The 22,817-nt window shown below is 63.1% G+C and carries 23 protein-coding genes and 1 tRNA gene; 6 read left to right on the forward strand and 18 right to left on the reverse strand.

Translation table 11 applies throughout. From position 1 onward, the window contains the following. Positions 1-67: 67 nt before the first annotated feature. The 12 genes from Q4G22_RS06075 to gmk all read right to left on the reverse strand — a co-directional run bounded on the left by Q4G22_RS06075 (position 68) and on the right by gmk (position 13,503). Positions 68-1,186: an ABC transporter ATP-binding protein gene (locus Q4G22_RS06075; protein WP_303385005.1), complete on the reverse strand. Its 1,119-nt coding sequence runs from the start codon at positions 1,184-1,186 to the stop codon at positions 68-70. Further along, on the reverse strand, positions 1,183-2,004 hold the full coding sequence (locus tag Q4G22_RS06080) for an ABC transporter permease (RefSeq protein ID WP_303385006.1): 822 nt from the start codon (positions 2,002-2,004) through the stop codon (positions 1,183-1,185). The genes Q4G22_RS06075 and Q4G22_RS06080 overlap by 4 nt, the downstream gene beginning before the upstream one ends. Then, entirely contained in the window at positions 2,001-2,867 is an 867-nt protein-coding gene (locus tag Q4G22_RS06085; protein WP_303385007.1) for an ABC transporter permease, read from the reverse strand. The genes Q4G22_RS06080 and Q4G22_RS06085 overlap by 4 nt, the downstream gene beginning before the upstream one ends. Before the next feature lie 135 nt (positions 2,868-3,002). Continuing rightward, positions 3,003-3,767, reverse strand: a complete 765-nt coding sequence (locus tag Q4G22_RS06090) for a squalene/phytoene synthase family protein (RefSeq protein ID WP_303385008.1) — start codon at positions 3,765-3,767, stop codon at positions 3,003-3,005. Next, positions 3,764-5,167: a cysteine--tRNA ligase gene (gene cysS / locus Q4G22_RS06095; protein WP_303385009.1), complete on the reverse strand. Its 1,404-nt coding sequence runs from the start codon at positions 5,165-5,167 to the stop codon at positions 3,764-3,766. The genes Q4G22_RS06090 and cysS overlap by 4 nt, the downstream gene beginning before the upstream one ends. 27 nt (positions 5,168-5,194) lie before the next feature. Then, positions 5,195-6,418 (reverse strand): glycosyltransferase, encoded by a 1,224-nt coding sequence (locus tag Q4G22_RS06100; RefSeq protein WP_303385010.1) that lies wholly within the window; start codon positions 6,416-6,418, stop codon positions 5,195-5,197. Between the two features lie 943 nt (positions 6,419-7,361). After that, positions 7,362-8,960, reverse strand: coding sequence for an ABC transporter ATP-binding protein (locus Q4G22_RS06105; RefSeq protein WP_303385011.1), 1,599 nt, complete (start codon positions 8,958-8,960; stop codon positions 7,362-7,364). Continuing rightward, entirely contained in the window at positions 8,957-10,060 is a 1,104-nt protein-coding gene (locus tag Q4G22_RS06110; protein WP_303385012.1) for an ABC transporter permease, read from the reverse strand. Before Q4G22_RS06110 ends, Q4G22_RS06105 begins: the two co-directional genes overlap by 4 nt. Continuing rightward, positions 10,060-11,136, reverse strand: a complete 1,077-nt coding sequence (locus tag Q4G22_RS06115; RefSeq protein ID WP_303385013.1) for a microcin C ABC transporter permease YejB — start codon at positions 11,134-11,136, stop codon at positions 10,060-10,062. The genes Q4G22_RS06110 and Q4G22_RS06115 overlap by 1 nt, the downstream gene beginning before the upstream one ends. A 125-nt stretch (positions 11,137-11,261) precedes the next feature. After that, a complete protein-coding gene (locus Q4G22_RS06120) occupies positions 11,262-12,350 on the reverse strand; it encodes an ATP-binding protein (RefSeq protein ID WP_303385014.1) in 1,089 nt (362 codons plus the stop codon). Positions 12,351-12,355: 5 nt separating this feature from the next. Next, positions 12,356-12,877: a gamma carbonic anhydrase family protein gene (locus Q4G22_RS06125; RefSeq protein WP_303385015.1), complete on the reverse strand. Its 522-nt coding sequence runs from the start codon at positions 12,875-12,877 to the stop codon at positions 12,356-12,358. Further along, on the reverse strand, positions 12,874-13,503 hold the full coding sequence (gene gmk, locus Q4G22_RS06130) for a guanylate kinase (protein WP_303385016.1): 630 nt from the start codon (positions 13,501-13,503) through the stop codon (positions 12,874-12,876). Before gmk ends, Q4G22_RS06125 begins: the two co-directional genes overlap by 4 nt. Before the next feature lie 184 nt (positions 13,504-13,687). Here gmk and Q4G22_RS06135 point away from each other — a divergent pair, with 184 nt between their 5' ends. Continuing rightward, positions 13,688-14,413: a PAS domain-containing protein gene (locus Q4G22_RS06135; protein WP_303385017.1), complete on the forward strand. Its 726-nt coding sequence runs from the start codon at positions 13,688-13,690 to the stop codon at positions 14,411-14,413. Between the two features lie 51 nt (positions 14,414-14,464). Here Q4G22_RS06135 and Q4G22_RS06140 read toward each other — a convergent pair whose 3' ends face one another. The 3 genes from Q4G22_RS06140 to tgt form a co-directional block, all read right to left on the reverse strand. Next, positions 14,465-15,454, reverse strand: coding sequence for a GNAT family N-acetyltransferase (locus Q4G22_RS06140; protein ID WP_303385018.1), 990 nt, complete (start codon positions 15,452-15,454; stop codon positions 14,465-14,467). 9 nt (positions 15,455-15,463) lie between these two features. Further along, positions 15,464-16,618, reverse strand: a complete 1,155-nt coding sequence (gene rnd, locus Q4G22_RS06145; RefSeq protein ID WP_303385063.1) for a ribonuclease D — start codon at positions 16,616-16,618, stop codon at positions 15,464-15,466. Between the two features lie 109 nt (positions 16,619-16,727). Further along, positions 16,728-17,855, reverse strand: coding sequence for a tRNA guanosine(34) transglycosylase Tgt (gene tgt, locus Q4G22_RS06150; protein WP_303385019.1), 1,128 nt, complete (start codon positions 17,853-17,855; stop codon positions 16,728-16,730). Positions 17,856-17,989: 134 nt separating this feature from the next. On the opposite strand from tgt, the gene Q4G22_RS06155 reads away from it, so the two are divergent. The 4 genes from Q4G22_RS06155 to Q4G22_RS06170 all read left to right on the forward strand — a co-directional run bounded on the left by Q4G22_RS06155 (position 17,990) and on the right by Q4G22_RS06170 (position 19,921). After that, complete coding sequence (locus Q4G22_RS06155) at positions 17,990-18,346, forward strand: SUF system Fe-S cluster assembly protein (protein WP_303385020.1); 357 nt, start codon at positions 17,990-17,992, stop codon at positions 18,344-18,346. Positions 18,347-18,501: 155 nt separating this feature from the next. Continuing rightward, positions 18,502-18,876, forward strand: a complete 375-nt coding sequence (locus tag Q4G22_RS06160; RefSeq protein ID WP_303385021.1) for an iron-sulfur cluster assembly accessory protein — start codon at positions 18,502-18,504, stop codon at positions 18,874-18,876. Between the two features lie 51 nt (positions 18,877-18,927). Next, positions 18,928-19,674, forward strand: coding sequence for a triose-phosphate isomerase (tpiA, locus tag Q4G22_RS06165; protein ID WP_303385022.1), 747 nt, complete (start codon positions 18,928-18,930; stop codon positions 19,672-19,674). A gap of 170 nt (positions 19,675-19,844) precedes the next feature. Further along, positions 19,845-19,921 (forward strand) — tRNA-Pro (locus tag Q4G22_RS06170). A gap of 11 nt (positions 19,922-19,932) precedes the next feature. Here Q4G22_RS06170 and Q4G22_RS06175 read toward each other — a convergent pair. The 3 genes from Q4G22_RS06175 to pdxH all read right to left on the reverse strand — a co-directional run bounded on the left by Q4G22_RS06175 (position 19,933) and on the right by pdxH (position 21,890). Then, a complete protein-coding gene (locus tag Q4G22_RS06175; RefSeq protein WP_303385023.1) occupies positions 19,933-20,427 on the reverse strand; it encodes a DUF192 domain-containing protein in 495 nt (164 codons plus the stop codon). 3 nt (positions 20,428-20,430) lie between these two features. After that, positions 20,431-21,039 (reverse strand): cold-shock protein, encoded by a 609-nt coding sequence (locus Q4G22_RS06180; RefSeq protein ID WP_303385024.1) that lies wholly within the window; start codon positions 21,037-21,039, stop codon positions 20,431-20,433. 248 nt (positions 21,040-21,287) lie between these two features. Continuing rightward, positions 21,288-21,890, reverse strand: a complete 603-nt coding sequence (gene pdxH / locus Q4G22_RS06185) for a pyridoxamine 5'-phosphate oxidase (protein ID WP_303385025.1) — start codon at positions 21,888-21,890, stop codon at positions 21,288-21,290. An 80-nt stretch (positions 21,891-21,970) separates the two neighbouring features. On the opposite strand from pdxH, the gene fabI reads away from it, so the two are divergent. Then, the gene (gene fabI, locus Q4G22_RS06190) at positions 21,971-22,795 is read left to right on the forward strand and encodes an enoyl-ACP reductase FabI (RefSeq protein WP_303385026.1); all 825 of its coding nucleotides are present in this window, start codon (positions 21,971-21,973) and stop codon (positions 22,793-22,795) included. The last annotated feature ends 22 nt before the right edge of the window (positions 22,796-22,817 follow it).

A 22,817-nucleotide genomic window follows, 5' to 3' on the forward strand; every position in this document is an offset into this window, starting at 1 on the left:
GGCATCTTCTGTCCCGAAATATCCTCTGGGGGTCCGGGGGGCGAAGCGCCCCCGGCGGCAACCGCGCCTATCGGAACAGCACCAAAGACCCCGGCGACCACGCCAGCCGGGTGCGCGACCCGACATCCTGCACATCGCGCCCGAACACATTGCGCATGGAAATCCGCACAGGTTTCAGCGGGCCGCCGCGCTCCATCCCGTCCAGCCGCAGGTCGTAATAGGTCATGTCGCCGTAATAGACCACTTCGTCGATGGTGGCCTCGGTCTCGCGCGGCTGCGGGTTCTGGGCCGAAGGCGACAGCAGCGTCATCGTCTCGGGGCGAAAGCCGATCATCGGGGCGGTATCTTCGGGCGACAGGCGGCTGATCTGTCCGGGCGGCAGCATGACCTCGCCCAGACCCGGCACCTGAACGGTGACGTTGCCTGCCGCGTCCTCGCCGCGAATATCGGCGGGCAGAAAGTTCATCACGCCGATGAAATCGGCCACGCGGCGATTGGCCGGGCGGGCATACAGCGCCTCGGGTCCGTCCAGTTGCGCAATCTCGCCCTCGAACATGACGGCGATACGATCAGACATGACCAGGGCTTCTTCCTGATCGTGTGTGACCAGAACAAAGGTGATGCCGACCTGCCGTTGCAGCTTGATCAGCTCGACCTGCATCTGCTCGCGCATCTTGCGATCCAGCGCGGACAGCGGTTCATCCAGCAGTAACACCTTGGGTTTCAGGATCAGCGCACGGGCCAGCGCCACCCGCTGCCGCTGCCCGCCCGACAGGGCATGAGCGGCGCGCGCCCCATACCCCTTCAGGCCGACCATGGCCAAAGCCTCATCCACCATGGCCGCCTTTTCCGCCTTGGATCGCGGGTCGCGGCGCAGACCAAAGGCGACATTCTGCGCCACGGTCAGATGCGGGAAAATCGCATAGGACTGGAACACCATATTGGTGGGGCGCTTGTTGGCGGGCACCTCCTCCATATGACGACCGTCGATCAGAACAGCACCGGATGAAATATCCTCGAACCCGGCAATGGTGCGCAAAAGCGTGGTCTTGCCGCAGCCCGACGGACCCAGCAGCGAAAAGAACTCGCCCTCGTGGATGGTCAGGTCGATCCCGCGCAGGGCGTGATAATCGCCGTAGTATTTATGCACATCCTGACATTCGATCATCGGTTTACGGTCGCTCATGACAGAAATCCTCCGCTGTCCTTCTTGCCGGTGCGGGCAACGCCACGGCGGCGGAAATACTCGGCTGTTGCCAACAAGATGATCGACAGCGCCACCAGCACGGTGCCAAGCGCCATAATCATCGGAATCGCCTTGGGAAAGCGCAGCTGGCTGAAGATATAGGTGGGCAGGGTCGGTTCATTCCCCGCCAGGAAAAAGGCGATGATGAACTCGTCCAGACTGATGGTGAACGAAATCAGCAGCGACGAAATCACCCCCGGCATCACCAGTGGCAGGGTAATCAGCCGAAATGCGCCCCAGCGGGTTTCGCCCAGATCATAGGCCGCTTCCTCAAGCGAGGTATCCAGACTGGCAAAAGCGGTGGACAGAATGGCGACCGCATAAGGCATGCAGATCAGCGTATGGCCCAGAATGACCGTCCAGATCGACAGCGGCAGCCCGATGCCCAGCAATACCACCAACAGCGACACCGCCACGATGATTTCGGGCAGCACCATGGGCAGCAGGATAAAGCCCATCATCGCGCCCTTGCCCGGAAAGCTGAACCGGGTCGAGGCGCGGGCGGCAAAGATCCCCAGACAGGTCGCCAGCACGGATGACGACACCGCAATCAGCAGCGAGTTCATCAGCGCCCGCCGCAGCGTCGGGTTGGCCCACATCTGCGTAAACCATTCGGTCGTGAATCCGTTCAGCGGAAAGGCGACGATGGTGCCGGAATTGAATGCGAAAGTCGGCAGCAAGGCGATCGGCGCATACAGAAACAGCAGATACAGCAGCGCATAGGCGCGCAGGCCCGAACCTTGGAAACGCGCTCTCATTGCCGCACCTTCAGGAAACGCCGGTTCACGAACAGAAACAGCCCGCTGACCAGCCCGACAACCAGCATGGCGCTGATGGCGATGGCGGACCCCAACGGTTTGTTATCCAAGGGCAGCATCTGCGCCTGCACCATATTGGCGATCATCGGAATGCGCCCGCCGCCGATCAGCGTCGGCGTAACGTAATCGCCCACAGTCGGGATGAACACGATCAGCACCGCCGCGATCACCCCCGGCATCGCCAGCGGCAGCGTGACGCGCCAGAATGTCATCGCCCGCGATTCGCCCAAGTCGCGCCCCGCCTCTAGCAAGGAACGGTCGATCTTTTCCAGCGCCACAAAGATCGGCAGGATCGCAAAGGGCGCATAGGCGTGCGCCAGCGTCATCACGATGGCCCCCACCGTGCGCAGCATGGTGATGGGCTGATCCGTGATCCCCAGCCCCATCAGGGCCGAGTTGATAACGCCGTTCTGTTCCATGATGACGGACCACAGAAACACCCGGATCAGATAGCTGGTCCAGAACGGGATCGTTATCAGAAACAGCCACAGCGCCTTGCGTTCGGGGCGCACCACAAAACTGACGTAATAGGCAATCGGAAAGGCCAGCAGCACGGTCACAGCCGTGACCGAAACCGACACATACAGCGACCGCCACATCAGTGCCCGCACCACCGGATCGGTCAGCACAAAGTGATAGTTTTCCCACGTCAGCGTCGGAATGATTTCCAGATAGCCATCGGTCAGAAAGCTGTAGGACAGGATCGTCAGCAGCGGTGCGGCCAGCACCAGCACCGCATAGATGAACGGCGGCGCGATCAGGGAATAGCCCTGTGCGGCCTCGGATCTGCGGCTTATTGCCATATGCCCCTCTGATTTGGCCCTGTGCGCTTTGGCGGATTCCTTTCACAAGCCGGGCGCAAGGAAAAGACCTTTCGCAGCGGCGGCCTGGCATTTTGGCGGATTGCACGCGCTGTGTGCACAGGTCGCCAGCCGGGGTCAGGTGCGCCAGTGCCCGGTTAGCGCCAGCCGGGCCAGCGCGGCGCGGCGACGGAATTCGGACGCAGCCGGTTGCGGAGCGAACGGGTCGGTCCCGGCGGCAATATCGCGCAGCACGGCCCGCGCCCCCGCGCCTGCAAACAGCGCGGCCGCAGCGCGGCGCGGGACGGCACGGCGTGGCGCGCGGGCGGCACGATCCAGCGCCGCCAGCCCCTCGGCTGCCAGGGCGCGCGCCGGGGCCGGATCTGGCAGCGGAAAGCCCATGTTGATCGCAGTCAGTTGCGGCAGCGCACGCAACCATGCCGCCAGCCCCGCCCCGCGCGCCTGATCGGCCACAACCGCCGCATCCGCGCCGCCCAAAGCGCTGGTCGCCGCCAACATCAGCCCGCCCGCCGTGGCATCGACATAAGTGACCACCTGATCCGCGTCCTGAAACGGCAGGCGTGCGCAATCACGCCGCCGCGCCTCGGCCAGCGGGGTCAGGCCGCCGGCGCGGTCGCCCCATGCCGCCCACAGCGGAGTCAGCACATCGTGCAGGGGCGGGGCGGTGCCCTGCCCCATCTCGGTCAGCCGGTCATCCCACCATTGCAGCCGCATTTCGGCCAGCATCGGTTCGGCAGATTGATACGGCGCGCGGGCCAATTCCAGGTTCAGCGCATACAGCGTCAGCAGCAAGGGGCGGTCAGCCGGGGCCGCCGCCATGGCCATGCCGAAACGTTCGGGGTCATGCTGGCGCAGCGCCTCGGCGCAGGCATTCAGGGTCACGCCATGTCCTCGGTCAGCCTGCGCAGACGGTCTACGTCAAAGCCCGGCGCCAGCGACCATTCCGCGCCCTGCGGCGTGTCCTTGACCTCGACCCCTGCCGCCGCAAAGCCGTCGCGGATCGCATCGGCGCGGGCGAAATCGCGGGCTTTGCGGGCGTCTTGGCGGGCGGTCAGCAGGCGGTCGATCAGCGCCGCCGCATCCTCGCCCGCCTGTGCCCAAGCGCCCATGCCCGGCTGCAAAAGCCCCAGCATTCGCGCCGAAGCCAGCAGCCCCGGCCCGTCGCCCTGCCCGGCCAGATCGTGCAGCACCGCCATCGCGCCCGCGACGTTCAGATCATCGGCCAGCGCCTCGATCACGGCGGGGGCGATGTCGCCGGGTTCGACACCTTCGGTCAGGTCGCGCCAGCGGCGCAGCACCGCCTCGGCCTCGCTCGCCTTGGCGGCAGTCCAGTCCATCGGCTTGCGGTAATGCGTGGACAGCAGCACAAAGCGGATCACCTCGCCCGGCACGCCAAGGCCCAGCAAATCACGCACGGTAAAGAAATTGCCCAAGGATTTGGACATCTTCTTGCCCTCGACCTGCAACATCTCGTTATGCAGCCAGATCTGCGCAAACCCCGCGCCGGGATGGGCGCAGCAGCTTTGCGCGACCTCGTTCTCGTGATGCGGGAACAGCAGATCAATCCCGCCGCCGTGAATGTCAAAGGCCGGGCCAAGCAGCTCCGCCGACATGGCGCTGCATTCGATATGCCAGCCGGGCCGCCCGTGACCCCAAGGGCTTTCCCAACCGGGCAGTTCGTCGCTGGAGGGTTTCCACAGCACGAAATCCATCGGATCACGCTTGTAGGGCGCCACCTCGACCCGCGCGCCGGCAATCATGTCATCGACGGAACGCCCTGAAAGACGGCCATATTCCGGGAAAGACCGCACATCGAACAGCACATGGCCGTCGGCCTCATAGGCGTGGCCGCGCGCGATCAGGCCGGAAATCATCGCCACCATCTGCGGGATATAGGCGGTCGCGCGGGGTTCATGATCGGGACGGGCGGCGCCAAGCGCGTCCATGTCGGCGTGATACCAGCTAATGGTTTCCTTGGTCCGCTGCGCGATCAATTCCTCAAGCGTGCCGCGCGCGCCAGCGGCCCGGAGGCGCGAGGCTTCTTCGTTGATCTTGTCGTCAACATCGGTGAAGTTCCGCACGTAAGTCACGGCTTTGTCGCCATAAACATGGCGCAGCAGCCCCACCAGAACGTCGAACACCAGCACCGGGCGGGCATTGCCCAGATGGGCTCGGTCATAGACGGTCGGGCCGCACAGATACAGCCGCACATCGTTGGGATTCAGCGGCGTGAACGCCTCTTTCTTGCGCGTTTTGCTGTTCGTCAGGCGGATCGTGACCATGATGGCATCCTCTCTTTCGAGGGCGATCTAGCCCATCGACGCAAAGCTTTCCACCCATGCGATTTGCGCGGGCAGGCAGTGGTTGTGCAGATCATAGCCGCCCGTGATGGTCTGGCGCGCCGCGGTGGTCAGGCGGGGCGCATCGGGGTCGCCCGCAAGGCCCTGCACCAGCCTGTCAGACAGCACATCCACGTCGAAAAACGGCACCAGACGACCGTTTTGACCGTCCACAATCAGTTCGCGCACAGGTTCGGTATCGGATGCGACGATCAGCGGGCCTGCGGCCATCGCCTCGGTCAAAGACCATGACAGAACAAAGGGATAGGTCAGATAGCAATGCACCCGCGCCACTTGCAGCAGCGACAGGTATTGCACATAGGGCACCCGACCCAGAAAGTGAACGCGCGACAGGTCCAGTCGGGGGCCGACCTCGGACATCATCTTGATTTTCCAGCTTTCCGCATCCTTTGGCACGCCGCCATAGCTGACGCCTTCGCCGCCGACGATGACGACCTGCGCGTTCGGACGCGCCGCCAGCACCCGCGGCAAGGCGCGCATGAAGATATGAAACCCGCGATAGGGTTCCAGCGAGCGGACCACAAAGGACAGCACCTCATCGCCGGGTTTCAGCGCCTGGCCACCTGGCAGAATCAGGCGTGCATCGGGGTCGGGGCGGATGTGGCGAGTGTCGATACCGTCATGAATTACCGTGATTTTCTGGCGCAGTTCCAGGGGAAAGCTGTCCGCCTGATAGCGGGTCGGCGACAGCGCGGCATCGGCCTGCACGATGCCCTGAATCAGATGCGCGGAGCGGGCCACGGTCAGCACCCGCGACTCATCCGTCGCGCTGCTGAATTCGGGGTCAAAGCCGACATCCTGACCACGGGTGCGATACAGCAACTCGGCATAGATCAGCAGCTTGGCGTCGGGGTAAATTTCCTTTAGAAACAAGGTCTCGCCCCAGCCGGAATGGCCGATAATCACGTCGGGCGTGAACCCGTGCCGGTCGCGCAGCGCCCGGCATCCGCGCGCCGCCATCCAACCGCGTTCGGCATATTCGGCATAGGTTTTGCCCAATTGCGGCGGCTTCTCTAATGGTTGCGGGGCCTGATAACGGACCACCGGCACCGGGCTGGGACGCTGGTTCTTTTCGTCGGTCAGCGCGATCACCTGATGGCCGCGCGCGGCCAGGGCCGGGGCGAGGTGGGGGAACTGACCGGGGAAGTTCTGGTGGACGAACAGGATGCGCATAAGGGGGTGATAGCCGCCGCGCAACGTTCGCGCAACGCGGCGTGCGGTAGATGGTGCAACGGGGGCAGGAAAGGCCAGCAAATGCTGGGTTTGGCGCCGCACAGACTGTGCACAGGCTGTACACAGCCTGTACACAGGTCGTGCACAGCCGGGCGGGTGTTGCGCGGAAAAACGCCCCGGACGGGCCGGGGCGGTTGGGTTGTGTCAGTGTCGGAACAGGCCGCGTTGTGGCAGGGCAGCAGGGAGCGGATCGACAGAAGGGCGGTGACGTTGAAGAAGTCAGAGTAGAGATGCCCGTCAATGCTGAAGTTCAGCGTTGGCAGATGGCTATATTCGGTAACAGGCCCAGGCGACGTCCATGTAAAGGGACGGTCCGGAAATGGAATGTCGATGCCAGATATTTATAAGATTTCCGACAATTCATATAGTTAAGCAGATTGTTTTTGTAACAATATATTGCCAAAATTGATCGGCCTGAAGCTGAATTGATGGCGGACAGGCGCGCGATTATAGGCGGCGCTGCCATCAATCGCGAATCCGTTCCCAGTGGCATTCACGGCCGCATTTTCAGCCCGGCTCCGTGGAACTGAAGTGAAATCAAAGCCAGACAGCTATTTCGCAGACTAAGCATTCGAGAAAATGTTTGCCTCAGGCTGATCTTGTCCGTGTCGCGCATATGGTAGAAGGTAACAGCATTCCTCTTGCTGAAACCCCATAAAAGGCGGAACGGGAGCGGAGTCTTGCATGATTGGGACCGACCAACCATCAAGTGGATCTCCTGTATCCACCTTATAAAACTCACTTGCCCCCGAGAAATCAAATTGCCACCACCGCAGAGGTTATTGCGCAAGTTATCGCCACGCCCCCTTTATTGATTCACCTTGATCGCCAGGGGTGGGCAAAAAACATACCGCACGCCCAGATGATTGCACATGACAACCCATCAGCTTTTAATCGAGCCGGAAAAGGCCGCGTGCAGCAGGTTCTGGGTATATTCCTGCTGCGGCGCGGTAAATACCGCCTCGGAGCTGCCCTGTTCGACCACATCACCGGCGCGCATCACCATGATCTGATGCGACATGGCGCGCACCACGCGCAGATCGTGGCTGATGAACAAAAACGCCAGTCCGTGTTTGCGCTGCAAGCCGCGCAGCAGATCCACGATCTGGACCTGAACGGTCATGTCCAGGGCGCTGGTCGGTTCGTCCAGCACGACAACCTTGGGGCGCAGGATCATGGCGCGGGCGATGGCGATGCGCTGGCGCTGGCCGCCGGAGAATTCATGCGGGTAGCGGTGCATGGCGGCGGGGTCGAGACCGACCTCGGTCATGATCTCGGCCACCATGTCGCGGCGGTTGCGGCCCGGCTGAACCCCGTGGACGGTTAACCCTTCGGCGATGATCTGTTCAATGGTCATGCGGGGCGACAGGCTGCCGAACGGGTCCTGGAACACGATCTGCATGTCGCGGCGAAGGCGACGAAGCTGGCGCGAGGTCCATCCGGCGATATTCTGACCAAGGTAAAGGATCGGGCCGTCGCTGGCGATCAGCCGCATGATGGCAAGGGCGAGCGTCGTTTTGCCCGAGCCGGATTCGCCAACGATCCCAAGGGTTTCGCCCGCGCGGACGGTCAGGCTGGCGTCGTTCACCGCCTTGACGTGGCCGACCGTGCGGCGCAGCAGCCCGCGCTGAATCGGGAACCAGACGCGCAGGTTTTCGGTGCGCACGATGGGTTCGGCCCCCTCGGGGATGGGGTCGGGGGTGCCGGTGGGTTCGGCGGCCAGCAGCTTTTGCGTGTAGGGGTGCTGGGGATTGGCGAAGATTTCGTTAACCGGGCCTTGCTCGACAATCTCGCCGTCTTTCATCACGCACACGCGGTCGGCGATGCGGCGGACGATGCCCAGATCATGGCTGATGAACAGCATCGACAGCCCTTCGGATGCCTTGAGTTCGGCAAGCAGATCAAGGATTTGCGCCTGAATGGTCACGTCCAGCGCGGTGGTGGGTTCGTCGGCGATCAACAGGTCGGGACCGTTCGCCAAGGCCATGGCGATCATCACGCGCTGACGCTGGCCGCCCGACAGTTGATGCGGGTAATCGGCCAGCCGCGATTCCGGGTCGCGGATGCCGACGCGGGTCAGCAGCTCGACAATGCGGGCGCGGGCGGCATCCCCGCGCAAGCCCTGATGCAGCGCCAGCGATTCGGCCAACTGCCGTTCCAGCGTGTGCAACGGGTTGAGCGAGGTCATCGGCTCTTGAAAGATAAAGCTGATGTCATTGCCGCGGATGTCGCGCAGCGTCGCCTCGGGGGCGCCGACCATCTGCCGCCCCTCATAGGTGACCGAGCCTTCGACGATGGCCGAATCGCCCAAGAGTTGCACGGTGGATAGCGCGGTAACGGATTTGCCCGAACCGGATTCGCCCACCAGCGCGACGGTTTCCCCACGCCCGATCTGAAAGCTGACGCCCTTGACGGCGGGGGTGATGCGGCCTTCCTGCCGGAAACTGATCCGCAGGTCTTTTACGTCCAGAACGGCGCTCATCTGAATGTCTTTCGCGGGTCAAAGGCGTCGCGCACGCCCTCGAAGATGAACACAAGCAGCGACAGCATGATCGCGAAGGTGAAGAAGGCGGTGAAGGCCAGCCACGGCGCTTGCAGGTTCTGTTTCGCTTGCAGCGCCATTTCGCCAAGGCTGGCGGACCCGGCGGGCAGGCCGTAGCCAAGGTAATCCAACGCCGCCAGCCCGGCGATGGTGCCGGTCACGACGAAGGGCAGCATGGTTAACGTCGCGACCATGGCGTTCGGCAGGATATGGCGGAACATGATAATCCGGTCGGAAACGCCCAAGGCGCGGGCGGCGCGGACATATTCAAAGTTGCGCGCGCGCAGGAATTCGGCCCGGACCACGCCGACAAGGGCAGGCCAGCCGAACAGGATGGTGACGAAAACCAGCAGCCAGAAAGATCGGCCCAGGATCGCGAACAGGATGATAATGACGTAAAGTGAGGGGGTTGATGCCCATATCTCTAGTATTCGTTGAAACACCAGATCGGTGCGCCCGCCGAAATAGCCTTGAATCGCCCCCGCCGTGATCCCGATGCTGCTGGCCACCACCGTCACGATCAGCGCAAACAGCACCGAGGTGCGAAAGCCATAGATCACCCGCGCCGTGACATCGCGGGCGGTGTCATCAGTGCCAAGCCAGTGGTTGGCGTCAGGCGCGCTTGGCGCGGTGCCGACGTTGTTGATGGTGCGGAAGTGATAGGGGATCGGCGGCCAGATCATCCAGCCCTGCTCATCGCGCGGCACGTCGGTTAATCCGCTGCGGACAGCGGCCATGAAATCTTCGGGCTCGTCCCAGCATTCTTCGCGCCCGCCGGAAACGATAAGGCATTGCACCGCCGGGTCGGAATAGATCGCCTGCGTGCCGAAATCGCCGCCGAAGGTGGTTTCGGGATAGAACTTGTAGCTGGGAAAGTAATATTCGCCGCGATAGTTCACGATCACCGGCTTGTCATTGGCGATCAGTTCCGCGAACAGCGACAGCACGAACAGCGTCGAAAAGATCACCAGCGACCAGAAGGCGCGGGAATTGCGGCGGAAATTGCGCCAGCGGCGGCGGTTGAGTTCAGACATCGCCATCAGCCCGCCCGCGATTCAAAGTCGATGCGCGGATCGACAAACACATACATCATGTCGGACAGGATACCGACGACAAGGCTCATCAATCCAAAGACGTAAAGCGTGCCGAAGATCACCGGGTAATCGCGCTGCACGGCGGCCTCGAACCCCAGGCGGCCAAGGCCGTCCAGCGAAAAGATCGTCTCGATCAGGATCGAGGCGCCAAAGAACACACCCAGAAACATCGCCGGAAAGCCCGCGATCACGATCAACATCGCATTACGGAAAACGTGGCCGTAAAGGACGCGGCGTTCGGTCAGACCCTTGGCGCGGGCAGTCATCACATATTGCTTGTTGATTTCGTCCAGAAAGCTGTTCTTGGTCAGCAACGTCAGCGTGGCAAAGCTGGAAATCGTCATCGCCGTCACCGGCAGGGTGATGTGCCACAGGTAATCCTTGATCTGCCCCAAGGTGGACAGATCGGCGAAATTGTCGCTGGTCAGGCCGCGCAGGGGGAAGATTTTCCAGTATGATCCGCCCGCGAACAGCACCATCAGCAGCACGGCGAACAAAAAGGCCGGGATGGCATAGGCCATGATGATGATGCCGCTGGTCCATGTGTCAAAGCGGCTGCCGTCGCGCACCGCCTTGCGGATCCCCAGCGGGATCGAGATCAGATAGGCCAGCAGCGTGGACCACAATCCCAGCGTGATCGACACCGGCATCTTTTCCAGCACCAGATCCACCACGCTGATCGACCGGAACCACGACCGCCCGAAATCGAAGGTCAGATAATTGCCCATCATCGACAGGAACCGCTGCACCGGCGGCTTGTCAAAGCCGAATTCCTTTTCCAGTTGCGCGATGAATTCCGGCGGCAGGCCGCGCGCACCGGCGTATTGATCCTGCTGACCGCCCCCCGCCTCGGCCCCGCCACCGGCGATGTTGCGGAACACGTCGCCTTCGCCCTGCATCCGCGCGGCGATCTGTTCGATCGGACCGCCGGGCACGAACTGGGTCAGCGTAAAGTTGACCAGCATGATCCCCAGAAGGGTCGGGATTATCAGCAGCAACCGCCGCAGGATATAGGCGCCCATTGGCCGTTCGTGCCCCTTTTGCCTTGCCTTGCCTTGCGCTGCCGGTCTGTTGCCAGCCTTGCGTGCGAATGGATGGTCTTGTCCGCGTTTCCCGCCCGGAAATCAAGACAACTGCCTGCGATAAATCAGGGCGTCGGCTGGATTTGGGGCAGGATCACGGTGAATTGGCTGCCTTTGCCCGGTTCGCTGTCAATCCGCAGCCGCCCGCGATGGCGGCTGATGATGTGTTTGACGATGGCCAGCCCCAGACCCGTGCCACCCTGAGACCGCGACCGGCTGCTGTCCACGCGGTAAAAGCGTTCCGTCAGGCGCGGCAGGTGCAGCGGGTCGATGCCCTCGCCCTTGTCCTCGACCACGACGGCCCATGCGGGGCCGCGCAATACGGGTTCGTGCGGCAGATGCGACAGGCGCAAGGTGACACTGCCGCCGCTGCCGCCGTATTTCACCGCGTTTTCGACAAGGTTCTGAAACACCTGCACAAGCTGATCGTGATCGCCCGCAACCCAGGCCTGAATGTCGGCGCCCTGAACGTGAACCGTCACCCCGGCGGCGGTCGCGGTTGGGGTCAGCGTGGCGGCCACCATGCGCACCAGACCGGCAAGATCGATGGTGTTGATCGGTTTGCGCCGCTCTTCGGATTCCACCCGGCTGAGCGACAGCAGGTCCATGACCAGCCGGTTCATCCGCCCGACCTCTGATTCCATGATCTTCAGAAAACGGTCGCGGGCATTGGCATCATTGCGGGCCGGGCCGCGCAGCGTTTCGATAAAGCCCATCAGCGCGGTCAGCGGCGTGCGCAATTCGTGACTGACATTGGCCACGAAATCGCGCCGCATCTGTTCGGCATATTCCTGCCCGGAACGGTCGAGCAGCGTCACCGTAACCCCCCCGCCCGCCATGTCGATGGCCGCCACGGTCACATCACAGGCCAGATCGCGCCCAGCTGTGCCGATATTGACCCGCAACGTATGTGCATGAGGCGTGCCATGCGCGGTGACAGCGCGCGGGTCTTGTGTGGCCAAGGCCCGTTCCACCGCATCCACGATCATCGGCTGGCGCAGCACGGTCACAAAGGGGCGATCCAGCAGATCATCGCCGAACATCGCCCGCGCCGTGGCGCTGGCCGCAACGACCCGCGCCCGCCGGTCCAGCACCAGAATCGCCACCGGCACCGATTGCAGCGCGGCGTCGATCACTGCCGGGCGCGACGACACCGGCGCTATACCACGGGGCGCAGCCCGGCGCGAAAGCGGGCAGCGTTGGCGCGATAACGCTCGGCCGATTTCAGCAGGCCGGCGCGTGCCTCGGGCGACAGTTCGCGCACAACGCGACCGGGGGCACCCATGACCAGCGCGCCGGGCGGGATTTCCTTGCCCTCGGCGATCAGCGCCCCTGCCCCGATCAGCGCGCCCGCGCCGATTTTCGCGCCGTTCAGCACCGTGGCGCCCATGCCGATCAGCACACCGTCACCGATGGTGCAACCGTGCAGCATGGCGCGGTGGCCGATGGTGCAATCCGCGCCGATGGTCAGCGGAAAGCCGGGATCGGTGTGAAAGCAGCACAAGTCCTGCACATTCGAGCCGCGCCCGACACGGATTTCATCGTTATCGCCACGCAGCACCGCCCCGAACCAGACCGAGGCCCCCTGTTCCAGCACGACGCGGCCCATGACCTGCGCATCCGGCGCCACCCAGGCATCCGCCGCGATGTCGGGGGCGATGCCATCCAGTTCCCAGATCATGCCCGCTCCTCCATAAGATTTTTGACGAAGGGACCAAGGCCGACGGCGCGGGTGCGGCGCAGACGCTCGGCCGTCAGGATGGCGCGCAGTTGCGCCTCGGCCTTGTCCAGATCGTCATTGACCAGAACATAGTCATATTCGGCCCAATGGCTGATTTCGTCGCGCGATTGCGCCATGCGGTTGGCGATCACCTGATCGCTGTCTTGCGCGCGCGACCGCAGGCGACGTTCCAGTTCGGGCAGCGAGGGCGGCAGGATGAAGATCGACACCACATGCGCGCCAAGCGCCGAGGCGCGGATCTGTTGCCCGCCCTGCCAGTCCACGTCGAACAGCGTGTCGCGCCCGGCCCGCATCGCCGTTTCCACCGGATCGCGCGGGCTGCCATAGTAATTGCCGAACACCTCGGCATGTTCCAGCATCCGGCCCTGCTGCACCATGTCGCGGAAATCCTGCACGGTGGTGAAATGGTAATGCTGGCCGTCCACCTCGCCCGCGCGGGGGGGGCGGGTTGTGGCCGAAACGGAAAAGCGCAGGCTGTCATCCCGGTCCATCAGCCGCCGCGCCAGTGTCGATTTGCCCGCACCCGACGGTGACGACAGAATGATAAGCAGTCCGGTGCGATCCATGGCGCCCATCCCAAAGCAGAGTGGCCGCGCGCGCCCCGCGCAACCGATGCCCTGACATGCCCTGCCCCGCTGCGGGGGTCAAGATCACCCTCGGTCTTAACCATCTGTTAATATGGGAATCGATTTCGATATGAGATATGGTTATATCGGCAGGGTAACAATGAGTAATTCTTGCAGGTGTCTTGTGTCTGACAGCGATGGTTCTGCCGACCAGCCCGGCATTATGGCCGAACAGGGCGGTCAGGTGCTGCGCATGGTTGATTTCAATCCCGAACAGCCCGCGCGGATATTATCCGATTTGCGCGCCTATTGGCAGGGGCTGCGCAAGGGGCGGGCGGTTCCGCTGCGGTCCGATATTGAACCGCGCGGCATTCACCGGGCACTGGACCATGCCTTCATTCTGGAACGGATCGCACCGGGGGCGGCGCGGTTCCGTCTGGCCGGGCGGCATCTGATTGACCTGATGGGGATGGAGGTGCGGGGGATGCCGGTGTGTTCGTTCCTGAACCCTGCCTCGCGCGGGCGGTTGTCGGATGTGCTGGAAACCGTGTTCAAAGCCCCGCAGATCGCCGAATTGCGGCTGTCCGGCCCTGCCGATTACGGTCGTCCCGCGATCAGTGGCCGAATGTTGTTGCTGCCGCTGCGGTCGGATCTGGGCGATGTCACCCGCGCCCTTGGCTGTCTGATCGCAGAGGGTGAGATCGGGCTGGCACCGCGCCGTTTTGATCTGTTGGGCGAACAGGTGACGCCGGTGATCGACGGGGCCGAGGTGATGATCCCTTCGCCCTCGGCCCGTGGCTTTGCCGATGATGCGGCGCCCTGGCGCAAACCTGTCATCCCGACGCCGAATTTGCCCGAAACGCCCGAGGAACGGCGTGCCCGGTTTCGCGTGATCGGCAGCGACGACTGAGGTGCCCAAAGGCCGGGGACGCTTCGCCCCCCGGACCCCCAGAGGATATTTTCAAACGAAAGACAGGGCCGGGGGCTGCCAGCGCATCAGCAAGCCCGCGGCGGGAACGCTGCGCGCGGCTGAGTTCAGCATGATGTTGCCGGTCACGCTGAAACCTTCCCGTTCCAGCATATGGCGCGAGGCCGGGTTGTCGGCGAACACCTGAGCTTCGATTTCGGTCAGGCCATAGCGCAGCTGCACCTCGGCCAGAAAGGCGCGCAGCATTTCCGTGCCTAGCCCGGCACCTGCGATGGCCGGATCAAGGAAATACCAGATCGGCGGCACCTTGCCCGCCCCGATCCCGATAGAGCCGCAGACCCGATTTTTCCGCCGCGCGACCAGACGGAAAGGCGGCACCAGCGATTCGTCGGGGAACAGGGCGATCAGGTCGGTTTCGGTCATGGCGGCGTGAAACCGCAGCAGCATCCGGGCAACAGCGCAATCGGTGCCGATGCGGCGCAGGTCGTGCAGGTCGGCGGCGCGCATACCGTCGATGGTCAGGCGCGGCGTTTCCAGCCGCAGCCCGTGGCGCGCGCCAAAGGTGGCCCGTGTCAGCAGCAGGCGGCGGCCCGGCAGGCGCGTTCCTTCGGCGCGTGACGGGATTTGCTTTGGCCCGGCGTCGCGGAACCCCAGCTTGGCCAACAGGGCGGCGGACCTGTGGTTGCCCTCGAAATGGCTGGCCGAAATCTGCGCCGAACCGCCTGCGAACGCCCGGCTGAGCGCCAGCACCGAGGCGCGCAGCGCCAGCCCGCGCCGCTGCCACGGCTGCGCCATCCAGATGCCGAAATCGCGCCGCGCCCGCACCATGCCCGCAAACTGGCCATCGACGCGGATCGCCCATTCACGGGCACCGGCGGATTTGATGAAATCCATCGCATCGTCCAGACCGTAAGGCCACGGCACCGAAGACAGCCAGCGCGCCACCTGCCAGTCGCGCAGCCCGTCGCGGATCGCGGGCGCATCTGCGGGGCGCACGCGGTCAAGCGTGACACGGCCCTGCATACCGCGCCCCTAGCTGACGGAGACGACGCGCACCGCGCCACCGCGCGCCGACAGCGCGATCCGCCCTTCGGCCAGACGCAGCGCGTCCTGACCGAACACCTCGGCCCGCCAGCCCGACAGCGCCGGCAGATCACGCGCGCCCGAAGCGATGGCATCCAGATCACTGGCCGAAGCGATCAGTTTCGGGGCCACGCCCGCCTCGTCCGCCTTGGCCTTGAGCAGGACGCGCAGCAGATCTGACAGCGCCGGGTTTCCGGGGCGGCCCGGTTCGGGGTCGCTGGCGCGCGGCAGGTCGCGGGTTTCCATGCCCGCCTTGACCGCCGCCAGAATACCGGCGGCAATGTCGCCGCGCCGCGCCTCGCGCAGCAGCAGACGGGATTTGCCCAAATCCGCCTCGTCCGCCGGGCGGGTCGAGGCCAGTTCGACCATCGCGTCATCCTTGTAAACGCGCGAGCGGGGGACGTTGCGGTCCTGCGCATAAGCCTCGCGAAAGCGGGCCAGTTCGCGCAGCACGGCCAGAAAACGCGGTTGGTTCGACCGGGTGCGCACCTTGAGCCATGCCTCGTCCGGGCGGGTCAGATAGGTTTCGGGGTCTTGCAGGATGGCCATTTCCTCGGCCAGCCAGTCAGTGCGGCCAGACCGTGCCAATTCGGCCCGCAGAAATTCATAGATCGCGCGCAGATGCGTCACGTCGGCCAGCGCATAGGTTTTCTGCGCATCCGACAGCGGGCGGCGCGACCAGTCGGTAAAGCGCGAGGATTTGTCCAGATTGGTTTTGGCAATCTTGCGCACCAAGGTTTCATAGCCGACCTGTTCGCCAAAGCCGCAGACCATCGCCGCGACCTGCGTGTCGAACAGCGGCTGCGGGAACAGGCCCGCATCATGAAAGAAAATCTCCAGATCCTGCCGGGCGGCGTGGAACACCTTGACCGTGCCGGGGTGGCGGAACAGGTCATACAGCGGCTCCAGCGACAGGCCATCGGCCAGCGGATCGACCAGCACCGCCTGCCCGCCATGGGTTTCAGGCAGCGCCAGCTGGATCAGGCACAGCTGCGAATAATAGGTGCGTTCGCGCAGGAATTCGGTGTCGACGGTGACATAGGGCGCGCCGCGCGCCAGATCGCAGAACTGCGCCAGCGCCTCGGTCGTGGTGATGGTTGTGATCTGGGTCGTCATAGGGGCCTTTTCGGACAGGCGGTTCATTTTGCCTGATTCCATCCGCTTTATGCTTGACAGCGACAGAATGAAAGACCGCTGTGGCGCGCGCCCGGCATTACAGCGGGGGAATGTCGCCTTTTTCGCGCTGCGCGTGGAATTGCGCGACAAAATCGGTCGTGGTCCCTGCGGCAATGGCATCACGCAGGCCCTGCATCAGTTCCTGAAAGTAATGCAGGTTGTGCCAGGTCAGCAGCATCCCCGAGATCATCTCGCCCGAGCGGAAGACGTGATGCAGATAGGCGCGGGAATAGGACCGGCAGGCGGGACAGGTGCAATTCTGATCCAACGGGCGCGGGTCGTCGGCGTGGCGGGCGTTCTTGATATTGACCTGCCCGTGCCGGGTCCATGCCTGCCCGGTGCGGCCTGACCTGCTGGGCAGCACGCAATCCATCATATCGACCCCGCGCAGCACCGCGCCGACGATATCATCGGGCTTGCCAACGCCCATCAGATAGCGGGGCTTATCGGCGGGCAGAAAATCGGTGGCGTAGTCCAGAACGCCGAACATCGCCTCTTGCCCCTCGCCCACGGCCAGCCCGCCGATGGCATAGCCGTCAAAGCCGATGGATTTCAGGGCGGTGGCCGATTCTTCGCGCAAGTGGGGGATGACGCCGCCCTGCATGATGCCGAACAGCGCGTGGCCGGGACGGTCGCCAAAGGCGTCGCGCGACCGCTGCGCCCACCGCATCGAGATGCGCATCGCCTCGGCCTGGCGTTCCTCGGTCGCGGGAAGGGCCGGGCATTCATCAAAGGCCATCACGATGTCAGACCCCAGCAGACGCTGAATTTCCATGCTGGTTTCGGGCGACAACATGTGGCGGCTGCCGTCGATATGGCTGGAGAAGGTCACGCCCTGTTCGGTCAGCTTGCGCAGGGCGGCCAGTGACATGACCTGAAACCCGCCGGAATCAGTCAGGATCGGGCGCTGCCAGTTCATGAAATTGTGCAGCCCCCCCAGCCGCGCGATCCGTTCGGCACCGGGGCGCAGCATCAGATGATAGGTGTTGCCCAGCAGAATGTCGGCACCAGTTTCACGCACCGATTCCGGCAGCATCGCCTTGACCGTGGCGGCGGTGCCGACGGGCATAAAGGCGGGCGTGCGGATCTCGCCACGCGGGGTGGTGATGGTGCCGGTGCGGGCCATCCCGTCCCGCGCCTTCAGAGTAAAGCCGAATTTGTCCATAGCTGCCCTGCCCGACCTGTGCCCAAACGCCGTTGTGTAGCGTTCCTTGCCCCGCGCCGCAACGGCCCGTGCCGTCTGGACCTTGACGGTTTGGCGTCCTATATAATCTGTCGGAAATCGAAAGGCAGCACCCGATGAGCCAGCCCCTGATGGAAGGCGCCCCCCTGATCCGGCCCTCGACCACGGATCACCCGCTTTATGAACAGATCGTCGAGGCGTGTAAAACCGTCTATGACCCGGAAATTCCGGTCAATATCTATGATCTGGGCCTGATCTATACGATCGACATCACCCCGGAAAACGAGGTGCGGATCATCATGACCCTGACCGCGCCGGGCTGCCCCGTCGCAGGCGAGATGCCGGGCTGGGTCGCCGATGCCGTGGAACCGTTGCCGGGCGTGAAACAGGTCGATGTCGAAATGACCTTTGAACCACAATGGGGCATGGACATGATGTCGGATGAGGCGCGTCTGGAACTGGGCTTTATGTAAATCGGCACCGCCGCGCCAGAAGATGCGTATTTGACAAACAGCAAGCGGTTTCCTGTTTGCCCTGAATATGCGCAGGGCCGCGCGATGTCGGCAGGGGTTGAGGGATGGCACCGCCGTGCCTATCTTTCTTTCTAACACAGGCGAAAGGCTTTGGCATGTTCGGTATTCCCGGCAAATCCCCGGTTAGCATCACCCCCGCCGCTGAAACGCAGATCGCGCGGCTGATGGCGGCCAAATCCGCGTATGGTTTGCGGATCGGCCTGAAAAAAGGCGGCTGTGCGGGGATGGAATACACCATGGAACTGGCCGAGGCTGCCACAGGCGGCGACGAGGTGGTTCAGCAGGGTGACGCGCGGGTGCTGATCGCGCCGATGGCGCAGATGTTTCTGTTCGGCACCGAGATCGACTATGAAACCGGCCTGCTGGATTCCGGGTTCCGCTTTCGCAATCCCAATGTGACCGACACCTGTGGTTGTGGCGAATCCATTCGCTTTGCCGCGCCGGTTGCCGGAGGGGCAGCCTCGGCTTGATCCCCGGCCCGTGTCGTCCTAAGCCTTGGGCGCACAATTCGGGAGAAGATGATGGCACCGCGCAAACTTGCCGCTGGAAACTGGAAGATGAACGGCGATCTGGCCGCCTTGACCGAGGTGGACCGGCTGCTGGATGCGCATCCCGAACCGGGATGCGAGGTTTTGATCTGCCCGCCCGCCGTGCTGATCCATCCGATGGTCGGCAAATCGCGTGGCGGCGCGCTGGCTGTCGGCGGGCAGGATTGCCATGCCAAGGTTTCCGGCGCGCATACCGGCGATATTTCCGCCGCGCAGTTACGGGATGCAGGCGCCGAATATGTGATCGTCGGCCATTCCGAACGCCGCGCCGACCACGGCGAGGATGACGCCGCTGTCTGCGCCAAATCCGTCGCCGCACATCAGGCGGGGGTCGTCAGCATCATCTGCGTCGGGGAAACCGAGGCGCAGCGTGACAGCGGGCAGACTCTGGCCGTGATCGGTGCGCAGATCGCCGCATCGGTGCCCGATTGCGCCACCGCCGAAAATACCGTGATTGCTTATGAACCCGTTTGGGCCATCGGCACCGGCCGCACCCCCACCAATGACCAGATCGCCGAGGTTCACGCCCTGATCCGCAGTGACCTGACCGCCCGTTTTGGCGATGGCGCAGAGTTTCGGGTGCTGTATGGCGGCAGCGTCAAGCCGTCGAACGCGGTCGAGATTTTCGCCATTCCGAACGTGGATGGCGCGCTGGTCGGCGGGGCCAGCCTGAAGGCGGATGACTTTGGCGCCATCGTCGCCGCGTTGTCGGCGGCCTGATTGCGATAAAAGGCAACCGGGGGCACGCTGCCCCCGCCCGCTGAGGGTATTTTCAGCAAGCAAGATGCCTAAGCGTTTGCCAGACGATCAGCATCGTGGCGAAATTAGCGTGCGTCTTCCTGCCCGACAGGGCTGGCGCAGCGCGGCGCGATAGGCTAAACGACGCCCGTCGGGGCGTAGCGCAGCCTGGTAGCGCGACGGTTTTGGGTACCGTAGGCCGGAGGTTCGAATCCTCTCGCCCCGACCATTTCCAGAAAATCAGCGACAGGGCAGCGCGGCGCGGGTTTGCGGCACTGCCGGATGCGCCATCCGTGCGCCAGGGGTCAGGCCAAGGCGCGCGGCCTCGCCTCCGGCAATTTCCAGCACCAGCAGACGGTTCGGATCACGGTCGCCGGGCATCGCGCCGGGAATGGAGGTTTCGTCCAGCGGCTGCGCCTGCGCATGGATGTGTCGCACCGTTCCCGTTGCGTCCATAAACAGCATATCCAGCGGAATCAGCGTGTTACGCATCCAGAAAGAGACCGGCTGCGGCTGTTCATAAACGAACAACATCCCCTGCCCCGGCGGCAGATCGCGGCGGAACATCAGCCCCCGCGCACGCTTTTCCAACGTATCGGCGATTTCGACCGTGATACGCTGGTCGGTGCCGTTACTGCGGAAAATGGCCTGATCGGGTGCACAGGCAACGCCAGCGGCCAGACCGGCACCGGGCGCAATCAGTAAAAACAGCAGGGTCAGCGATCTGGAAAGCAAGGCTTATTCAGCCACTGCGGCCAAAAAACCGTCACCCGCGTCATGGTCTGACGGATTGTCGCTGTCTGCTTCGGCGCCATGTTCGTGGCGGACGGCGGCCCGATCCCATGCGCTGACTTGTGCCGCCATCAGGCCACGTGGCCCTTCGATTACGCGCAGGGCCACCGCCTCGCCCACGGCCAGATCGGACAGGCCGGAATGCCGCAGCACCTCGACATGCAGGAACACATCGTCGGAATGGCCGAAAATATTCGCGAAACCAAAGCCTTTGCTTTTGTCGAACCATTTGACGCGCGCCGGCCGCAGCGGCAGGTTTTCCAGCTGTGCGATGACGCTTTCGTCCAGGTCGGCAATCGGCGGCGTGCCGTCGCCTTCGGGGGGGGCGACCGACAGAACCTCGGTCGCCTGAAGGCCGCGCGTGGTGGGCACAACCCGCACCCGGACACGTGCATTATCTGCAACCGACCCTTGACCAAAGTTGCGCAGGACGTTGGCGTGCAGCAAAATGTCTGGGCCACCGCCTGAATCCAGCACAAAGCCATAGCCTTTGGCTGGATCAAACCACTTGATAAGCCCGTCGACAACTGTTCCGCCGACTTTCGGATCGGTCATTCTGCACACCCCTGACATCACCCGGTTTTGTGACTTGCCGCCTGCATTTTTGCAAGTCCGCCGGACAAGTTAACAGTAGGTTGTCTTGACGTTATAGACAAGTTTTTTGCACGCCGCACAGGCTTACCTAACGGAAACTTGCTGTAACTGGACGAAACTAAAGGTTAAATTCTTTCATTCTGAAAATACAGGCAAAATGGGCAAAATCCCATGTCAACTGTGGGTTGCTCATCTTGCATATCGCGCAGTTACGGCGACAGACGCTGCACCTGCCACCCTTGCGAATCAGACCAAAGCCAATGAAATCTGTCGTGTAGCCGAAATGCACCGTCAGCCCAGAACTCGATCTGGACGGGTTTTATGCGAAATCCGCCCCAGAACGGTGGCCGCGCCGGATGCAACCCGTGGGCGATGCCCTGACGCGCCACCTCGGCCATCAAACTGGACCGTGATTCCAGAACCTGCGACTGGCGCGAGGCCCAGGCCCCGATCCGGCTTTGCAAGGCGCGGCTGTTGTAATAGGCATCGGCCTGCCGCCCTTCTTCACGGGTGACGGTGCCGCGAACCCGGATCTGGCGGCGCAGCGATTTCCAGTGCATCACAAAAGCGGCAACCCCGGTATCGGTGATTTGCCGCCCCTTGGCACTGTTGTAATTGGTATAGAAAACAAAGGCATCCGCCTCGATTTCCTTAAGCAGAACCATACGTGCATCGGGCAGCCCGTCGGCATCGACTGTGGCAAGCGCAATCGCGTTGGGATCGTTCGGTTCGGTCTTTTCCGCCTCGGCCAGCCAGCGGCGTGCGATAGCAAAAGGATCGTCACCTGCAAAAATACCACTGCGTTCCGTCATGCGTTAACCCCTTTGCGCTTGATGACCATCAACCTTCGGCCTAATCAACTGTCGGAAGTGTGAAACGATGAGGAACGGTCATGTCAAGCAACCAGAACACCGGGCTGATGGCCGGGAAGCGCGGTCTTATCATGGGGCTGGCGAATGACAAGTCCATCGCCTGGGGCATCGCCAAAGCACTGGCCGATCAGGGGGCGGAACTGGCGTTTAGCTATCAGGGCGAGGCGCTGAAAAAGCGGGTGCAGCCGCTGGCAGCGCAGCTTGGATCGGACATTCTGGCCGAATGTGATGTGGCGGATGAGGCGTCGGTGGACGCGCTGTTCACCACTTTGGGCGAACGCTGGGGCAAGATTGACTTTCTGGTGCACGCAATCGGCTTTTCCGACAAGACCGAATTGCGCGGCCGTTATGTCGATACGTCGCGCGACAACTTTATGATGACAATGGATATTTCGGTTTATTCTTTCACCGCTGTCGCCCGTCGCGCGGCGGCGATGATGACCGACGGCGGCAGCATGGTGACGCTGACTTATTACGGCGCCGAACGGGTGATGCCGCATTACAACGTCATGGGCGTGGCCAAGGCCGCGCTGGAGGCATCCGTGCGCTATCTGGCCGAAGATCTGGGCAAGGACGGCATCCGCGTCAATTCGATCAGCGCCGGCCCGATCAAGACACTGGCCGCCAGCGGCATCGGTGATTTCCGCTATATCATGAAATGGAACGAGCTGAACTCGCCCCTGCGCCGCAACGTCACGCAGGACGAGGTGGGCAAATCGGCGCTGTATCTGCTGTCCGATCTGGGCAGCGGCGTCACCGGCGAAACCCATCATGTCGATGCGGGCTATCATGTCGTCGGCATGAAGGCCGTGGACGCGCCCGATATTTCCGTCGTGAAGGACTGATATTCATCAACCCGCGCAACCA

The organism is Paracoccus sp. (in: a-proteobacteria) (assembly GCF_030538655.1).
Taxonomy (GTDB): Bacteria; Pseudomonadota; Alphaproteobacteria; order Rhodobacterales; family Rhodobacteraceae; genus Paracoccus.